The sequence below is a fragment of the Arthrobacter sp. OV608 genome (genome assembly GCA_900110595.1).
Taxonomy (GTDB): Bacteria; Actinomycetota; Actinomycetes; order Actinomycetales; family Micrococcaceae; genus Arthrobacter.
In genome coordinates this window covers 47,569-54,495 of sequence record FOEZ01000024.1, presented here as the reverse complement: position 1 = coordinate 54,495, position 6,927 = coordinate 47,569, and the positions used below count along the sequence as shown (strand labels likewise).

The 6,927-nt window shown below is 64.4% G+C and carries 6 protein-coding genes; all 6 read right to left on the bottom strand.

Going from position 1 to position 6,927, the window contains the following annotated elements; all coding sequences use genetic code 11:
* Nucleotides 1-266, bottom strand: a 266-nt coding sequence (locus BMX78_RS20510; protein WP_139205045.1) for an SDR family NAD(P)-dependent oxidoreductase, incomplete at its 3' end; no start/stop codon positions are given.
* 760 nt (nucleotides 267-1,026) lie between these two features.
* Nucleotides 1,027-2,535: an NAD-dependent succinate-semialdehyde dehydrogenase gene (locus BMX78_RS20505; RefSeq protein ID WP_091423777.1), complete on the bottom strand. Its 1,509-nt coding sequence runs from the start codon at nucleotides 2,533-2,535 to the stop codon at nucleotides 1,027-1,029.
* A gap of 23 nt (nucleotides 2,536-2,558) precedes the next feature.
* A complete protein-coding gene (locus BMX78_RS20500; protein ID WP_170850895.1) occupies nucleotides 2,559-3,362 on the bottom strand; it encodes an HpcH/HpaI aldolase family protein in 804 nt (267 codons plus the stop codon).
* The gene (gene hpaH / locus BMX78_RS20495) at nucleotides 3,347-4,132 is read right to left on the bottom strand and encodes a 2-oxo-hept-4-ene-1,7-dioate hydratase (RefSeq protein WP_091423771.1); all 786 of its coding nucleotides are present in this window, start codon (nucleotides 4,130-4,132) and stop codon (nucleotides 3,347-3,349) included. The genes BMX78_RS20500 and hpaH overlap by 16 nt, the downstream gene beginning before the upstream one ends.
* 88 nt (nucleotides 4,133-4,220) lie before the next feature.
* Entirely contained in the window at nucleotides 4,221-5,300 is a 1,080-nt protein-coding gene (gene hpaD / locus BMX78_RS20490) for a 3,4-dihydroxyphenylacetate 2,3-dioxygenase (RefSeq protein ID WP_091423768.1), read from the bottom strand.
* A gap of 36 nt (nucleotides 5,301-5,336) precedes the next feature.
* Nucleotides 5,337-6,878 carry a 5-carboxymethyl-2-hydroxymuconate semialdehyde dehydrogenase gene (gene hpaE, locus BMX78_RS20485; RefSeq protein WP_091423765.1) on the bottom strand — a complete coding sequence of 514 codons (1,542 nt, stop codon included), beginning with the start codon at nucleotides 6,876-6,878 and terminating at the stop codon, nucleotides 5,337-5,339.
* Nucleotides 6,879-6,927: the final 49 nt, after the last annotated feature.

The following is a 6,927-nucleotide window of genomic DNA, read 5'->3' as shown; positions in this document are numbered from 1 at the left end:
TCATCCACGACCTTCTGCACCTGGGCGAGCTCGCGCACGTCGCCTACTCCGGCCACGATCCGGCCGCCGAGGCCTTCGACGAGCCGTACCGTCTCGTCGAGGTCGGCCCGGGTCGCCAAGTCGTACTTGATTGTTGTGACATCTTGAGCACAGATGTCAAGGGCAATGATGTCGGCCCCCTCTTTTGCCAGACGGACGGCGTGCGAGCGGCCCTGGCCACGAGCAGCCCCCGTAATGAAGGCAACCTTGTTCTCGAGCAATCCCATGTCTCTCCTTTGAGTTTCTTCTCATGACCCGCGTCACGCCCGCGCCGCTGATTACGTACGCAATCTCGCGGAACGGCTTTCAATCGTTTCGTATTCTGGAATCGTAGTCAGAAATGGTGCAAATATGCAAGGAAGTGGCGATGGCATCGCTGTCAATAGTCGCCCCTTATATTTTCTCCATCACTGCAGCCCTTACAGAAGCCGGGCGCGGACGAGTAAACGGGCATCACTTTTTAGAAATCACCCATGGTCACGGTGAGCCCATTCGTCACCATCGTGATAACGGCTCGACCACGAAGATCGGTTACGGTGTCGTTAGCGTACCGGACCGGGCTGCCGTTTTCCTGTTCCGGCCCCACGATGAATCGTTGGAAGCCACCTGCCTTGCGCGGTGTCCAATCTGCATGCTAAACCCGCCAGATTGGTACAGAGTCCGTATGGGTAAATAGTCGGCGTCCCACCCCATCAAGGTGAAGCCACAGGATTGAACCGTCTTTGGTCACGGTATCAACTCGGCCAGTTAATTCAGTCGCGTTGTCCTCAACGAGTAAAACCTGTTCTCCTGGGGCCAGTATTGTCCAGTCCCGAATGTACTCAGCATTACTAGGGGGCAAGAACGTTCCACCTTGACTCTCTGGTTTGCGGCCTGTACGCAGCAGGGGCCGGCCTCGCGCCATGTTTCCTCCATGTGGTGTCTTAAAGCATTCCGGCGACTACCGACCTTTCGTCTCGACCTCGGGGTGGGCAGGTAGGTCTCGGTCTAGCTCGTGTAGGGGTCGCTTATGCCGATGTATTGGGTGGTGGTGTATTCGGCGATGCCTTCGGTGCCGCCTTCGCGGCCGAGGCCTGATTGCTTGACTCCGCCGAAGGGTGCCGCGGCATTGGAGATGACACCGGCGTTGAACCCGACCATGCCGAATTCGATCTGTTCGGCCACACGCAGGAGGCGGTTGAAGTCGCGGCTGTAGAGGTAGGAGGCGAGCCCGTATTCGGAGGCGTTGGCCAGGCGGATGGCGTCCTCCTCCGCGGCGAAGGTGGTGACGGGGGCGACGGGCCCGAAGATTTCCTGGCCCAGGATCTCCGCGTTGTTGGGCACGTTGGCCAGGACTGTGGGCTGGTAGAAGTAGCCGGGCCCGTCCACGGGTGCGCCGCCGGTGACCGCTACCGCTCCGGCGTCGACGGCGGCAGTCACCAGGGCGTGGACGTCGTCTCGGGCTCCGCCGTCGATGAGCGGACCGACCTGGGTGTTGGGTTCGGTGCCGCGGCCGGTGGTCAGGGCGCTCATTGCTTTGGCGAACTTTTGAGTGAATTCCTGCGCGACGGTTTCGTGGACGAGGAAGCGGTTGGCGGCGGTGCAGGCTTCGCCCATGTTCCGCATCTTGGCGGCCATGGCCCCTTCGACGGCTTTGTCGAGGTCGGCGTCCTCGAAGACGATGAAGGGTGCATTGCCGCCGAGTTCCATTGAGGTGCGGAGGACGTTCTGGGCAGCGTCGGCCATCAGGCGTTTGCCGACCGGGGTGGAGCCGGTGAAGGAGACCTTCCGGAGCCGGGAGTCCTTCAGGAGCGGCCCGGAGATCCCGGAGGCGGAGGAGGAGGCGACGACGTTGAGGACACCGGCGGGCAGGCCGGCGTCGAGCATGGTCTGGGCGAAGTACTGCGCCGTGAGGGGTGTGAGTTTGGCGGGTTTGAGCACCATCGTGCACCCGGCGGCGACGGCGGGGGCTACTTTGCGGGTGGCCATGGCCAGGGGGAAGTTCCAGGGGGTGATGAGCAGGCAGGGTCCGACGGGTTTGTGCTGGACCAGGATCTTGTTTTTGCCCTCTGGGGTGGTGAGGTAGCGGCCGTAGTCGCGGACGGTTTCTTCGGAGAACCAGCGCAGGAACTCGGCCCCGTAGGTAACCTCGCCGCGGGCCTCGGCCAGAGGCTTGCCCATTTCCAGGGTCATCAACAGGGCGAAGTCCTCGGCACGTTCGATGACCAATTCAAAGGCCCGGCGCAGGATCTCGGCGCGAACCCGGGGCGCTGTCCGCGCCCAGGACACCTGCGCGACGTCGGCCGCATCCAGGGCGGCAACAGCGTCATCGCTGGTAGCGGAGGCGAGGGTAGCGAGGACCTCCCCGGTGGCGGGATCGTGCACGTCAAACGTGCCGCCGTCGGATGCCTCCCGCCACTCACCGTTGATGAGCAGGCCGGTCGGCACGGAAGCGAGCAGGGACGCCTCGCGCTGAGGGGAGACGGCAGCAGTTATCGCCGCAGATGTAGCAGTCATAAAAAGTCCTAACTAAGGCGAAATCAGTAGCTGGCGGGCGAGTCGCCGTTAGCGGGATGGATGTACTGGTTGGCGAGGGCCTCGGAGCCGCGGGCGAGGAGGGCGACGTCGGCGCCGATGAGGATGAAGTTGGCGCCGTTGTCGAGGTAATGGCGGGCGGTGTCGGGGTTGAAGGCGTTGACGCCGGCCGGTTTACCGGCGGCTGTGGCTTCGGCGAGGCAGTGTTCGACGGCGGCGCGCACCTCGGGGTGTTCCTGCTGTCCCAGCAGGCCCATGGAGGCGGCGAGGTCGGAAGGTCCCACGAAGATGGCGTCCACGCCGTCCACCTTCAGGATGTCCGCCACCGACTCCACTGCCGCCGTCGATTCGATCTGGACGGTGACGCTGATCGTCTCGTTGGCACGGTTGAGGTAGTCCGGGACCCGGTTCCAACGGGCGGCGCGGGCCAGCGCCGAGCCCACGCCCCTGACGCCTTCGGGCGGGTAACGGGTTGCCGCCACCGCAGCTTCAGCTTCGGATACGGAGTTGACCATGGGGATGAGCAGGTTCTGCACGCCCAGGTCCAGGTACTGCTTGATGACCACTGTGTCGTTCACGGGCGGCCGGACCACGACCTGGACGGGGTAGCCGTGGACGGCCTGGAGTTGGGCGAGGATGGATTCGAGGCCGTTGGGGCTGTGTTCGGCGTCGACCAGGAGCCAGTCCAGTCCGGATCCGGCACAGAGTTCGGCGATCAGCGGGCTGCCGGAGCAGACCCACATCCCGGCCAGTGGGCGCCTGGCCTCAGCCAGGGCGTCGCGAAAGGTGTCTTCTATTCGAAGCGGCATGTGACACTCCCCAAGGGTCCGTAATCTGCGTGGACGGTATCGCCTTTGTACACCCAGAGCGGGCGGGTGAAGGACCCGGCGAGGATGATGTCGCCGGCCTTGAGTGGGTCGCCGTGGGCGGCGATCTTGTTGGCGAGCCAGTGCACTCCGTTGGCGGGGTGGTTCAGGACGCCGGCGGCGACGCCGGTTTCCTCCACGGTCTGGTTTTTGTACAGGATCGCCGAAACCCAGCGCAGGTCCACGGCGTCGGGCTTGACCGGGCGGCCGCCGATCACCATGGCGCCCATGGCTGCGTTGTCCGAGATGGTGTCCACGATGGTCCGGCCCTCCATCTCAATCCGTGAATCGAGGATTTCGAGGGCCGGGACCACGTAGTCGGTGGCTTTGAGGACGTCGAAGATGGTGACACCGGGTCCCTTTAAACCGTCCTTCAACACGAACGCCAGTTCCACCTCAACCCGGGGGTGGGTGTAGCGGTCCCACTCGACCGAGCAGCCGGTCTCCAAAACCATGTCGTCAAAGATCGCGCCGTAGTCCGGTTCGGTGATGCCGGTGGCGTCCTGCATGGCCTTGGACGTGAGGCCGATCTTGCGGCCCACCAGGGTCCGGCCGGCTTCCTCGTTCCGGCGCCGCCACAGTTGCTGCACCGCGTACGAGTCCTCCACCGTCATGTGCGGGTAGCGGGCCGTCAGCCGGGGAACAGGGGTGCGGGTGCGGCCGGCTTCCACCAGTTCGTCCGCGATGGCCTCAATCGTCTTGGCATCCAGCATGCATGGGCTCCTCAATGGTGGGACACGTCAGTTCTTGGAAGGGCGGCCGGCCCCGGCGTTGCGCTACGAAACCGGCCGCCCGGTCTTGTTAGACCTGGACGCCGAGCTTGAAGCCTTCAGCCCCTGCTGCTTCGGTGGGCCGGGTGTAGGAGAAGCCGTCGGCGCCGACGGTGACGGCCATTTCGGACTTTTCCTCGCGTTCGATGACGGGCTGGGGGTTGCCGTCCAGGTCCAGGACGAGGGAGGCTTCGGTGTACCAGGAGGGGACGACGGGGTTGCCCCACCAGTCGCGGCGCTGGTTGTCGTGGACGTCCCAGGTGATGGTGGGGTTGTCGGGGTCGCCGGTGTAGTAGTCCTGGGTGTAGATCTCGATGCGGTGGCCGTCCGGGTCCAGGATGTAGAGGTAGAACGCGTTGGATACGCCGTGCCGGCCGGGGCCGCGTTCGATCCGGTCGCTGATGCGCAGGGCGCCCATCTTGTCGCAGATCTGGATGATGTTGTGCTTTTCGTGGGTGGCGAACGCGACGTGGTGCATGCGGGGTCCGTTGCCGCCGGTCAGGGCGGTGTCGTGGACGGTCTGTTTGCGGTGCATCCAGGCGGCGTAGGTGACGCCGTCGGAGTCCTTGATGTCTTCGGAGACGCGGAAGCCGAGGTCTTCGAGGTAGGCGCGGCCGCGGGGGACGTCGGGGGTGACCTGGTTGAAGTGGTCCAGGCGGACCAGTTCCCCGGCGGAGTAGAGGTCGTAGCGTTGGGTGAGGCGCTCCACGTGCTGCACGTCGTAGAAGAATTCGTAGGGGAAGCCCAGCGGGTCCTCGACGCGGACAGAGTCACCGACGCCTTTGGTGAAGCCTTCCTTGCGGCGCTCCACCCGGCAGCCGAGCTCGCGGTAGTAGGCTTCGGCGGCGTCCACTTCGGCGGGGGACTTCACGCGGTAGGCGAAGGCGGCGACGGCGGCGATGGGTCCCTTGCGCAGCACCAGGTTGTGGTGGATGAACTCCTCGAGGGAGCGCAGGTAGATGGCGTTTTCGTCTTCTTCGGTGACGTGCAGTCCGAGGACGTCGACGTAGAACTCGCGGGATTTGGCGAGGTCGGTGACCACGATGTCCATGTAGGCGCAGCGGACGATGTCCGGTGCCGGGACAGTGGGGGTGGGAACGAAGTTGGTCATGACGGTCTCTCTTCTTTGAGCACGTGAGGGAAAAGGTTAGCTGTCGCTGGTTGCTGCAGCGTCTTCGACGTTGCCGAACTTGGGGGAGTGGGCCTCGTTCAGGGTGATCTGCACCGACTGCTGGGTGGTGTAGAAGTCGACTGAACGGTAGCCGCCCTCGCGTCCGAGGCCGGAGGCCTTAACGCCGCCGAACGGGGTGCGCAGGTCGCGGACGTTGTTTGAGTTCAGCCACACCATGCCGGATTCGATGGCGTGTGCGAAGTTGTGGGCGCGCTTCAGGTTCGTCGTCCAGACGTAGGCGGCGAGGCCGTACTTGGTGTTGTTCGCGAGCTCGAGGGCCTCTTCATCGGTATCGAACGGGGTGATCGCCACGACGGGGCCGAAGATTTCCTCCTGGAAGATCCGGGCATCAGGGGCGACGTCGGCGAACACCGTGGGTGCAACGTAGTTGCCCGTGGGGAAGCCTTCGGCGCGGCCGCCGCCGGCCAGGAGCCGGCCTTCGGACTTGCCGATCTCGATGTAGCTCATGACCTTATCGAAGTGGTTGGGGTGCACGAGCGAGCCGACCTCGGTGGCGGGATCGCTGGGGAGGCCGACCTTGATGTTCTTGGCGCGTTCGGCGAAGCGGGCGACGAAGTCGTCGTAGATGTCGCGCTGCACGAGCACGCGGGACCCGGCGGTGCAACGCTCACCGTTCAGGCTGAAGACACCGAAGACCGTGGCGTCGAGGGCGGCCTCGATGTCGGCGTCGGCAAAGACGATCGCCGGGCTCTTGCCGCCGAGCTCGAGTGAGAGGCTCTTGAACTGGGGGGCGGCAGCGGTTGAGATCGTGGCACCTGTTGAACTGTCGCCGGTGAAGGAGACGATCGGCACGTCGGGGTGCTTCACGAGGTAGTCGCCCGCGACGCCGCCGGATCCGAAGACCAGGTTGAAGACGCCGTCGGGCAGGCCTGCCTCGCGGAAGATTTCGGGCCACAGCACCGCGGAGAGCGGGGTGTAGCTGGCCGGCTTCATGACGACAGTGTTACCGGTCGCAATGGCCGGGGCGAGCTTCCAGGACTCCTGCATGAACGGGACGTTCCACGGAGTGATGAGGGCGGCGACGCCGATCGGCTTGCGGTTCACGTAGTTGATCTGGCGGCCGGGCACCTTGAACGCGTTGTCCTCCTGCCCGACGATGAGGTCGGCGAAGAACCGGAAGTTCTCAGCTGCGCGGCGGGCCTGACCCTTGGCCTGGGTGATGGGAAGGCCGGAGTCGTAGCTCTCCAGAAGGGCGAGTTCGTCGTCGCGCGATTCGACGATGTCGGCGATCTTGTGCAGCACGCGTGAGCGTTCGCGGGGAAGCATCTTCGACCACGGGCCCTCCTTGAACGCCCGCTTAGCGGCAGCGACGGCGAGGTCGACGTCTTCCGGCTGGGCTGAGGCGACCGTGGCGTAGTTCTCGTTGGAGACCGGCTCCTGCACATCGAAGGTCTTGCCGCCCAGGGAGTCAACAAACTTGCCGTCGATGAAGTGCTGCAGATGCGTGGGCAGATTTTCCGGAATATGGTGCTGAGTGGTTTCGACTGAGGTCGTCATCGTTGAAGTCCTTACTGTGGTTGAGAGCAATGCGGGGTCACTTTTGGCC

Bases quoted from the DNA above. Each gene is read 5' to 3' on its own strand.
- BMX78_RS20505 (WP_091423777.1), bottom strand. From the start codon at position 2,535: ATGACTGCTACATCTGCGGCGATAACTGCTGCCGTCTCCCCTCAGCGC.
- hpaD (WP_091423768.1), bottom strand. From the start codon at position 5,300: ATGACCAACTTCGTTCCCACCCCCACTGTCCCGGCACCGGACATCGTC.
- hpaH (WP_091423771.1), bottom strand. From the start codon at position 4,132: ATGCTGGATGCCAAGACGATTGAGGCCATCGCGGACGAACTGGTGGAA.
- BMX78_RS20500 (WP_170850895.1), bottom strand. From the start codon at position 3,362: ATGCCGCTTCGAATAGAAGACACCTTTCGCGACGCCCTGGCTGAGGCC.
- hpaE (WP_091423765.1), bottom strand. From the start codon at position 6,878: ATGACGACCTCAGTCGAAACCACTCAGCACCATATTCCGGAAAATCTG.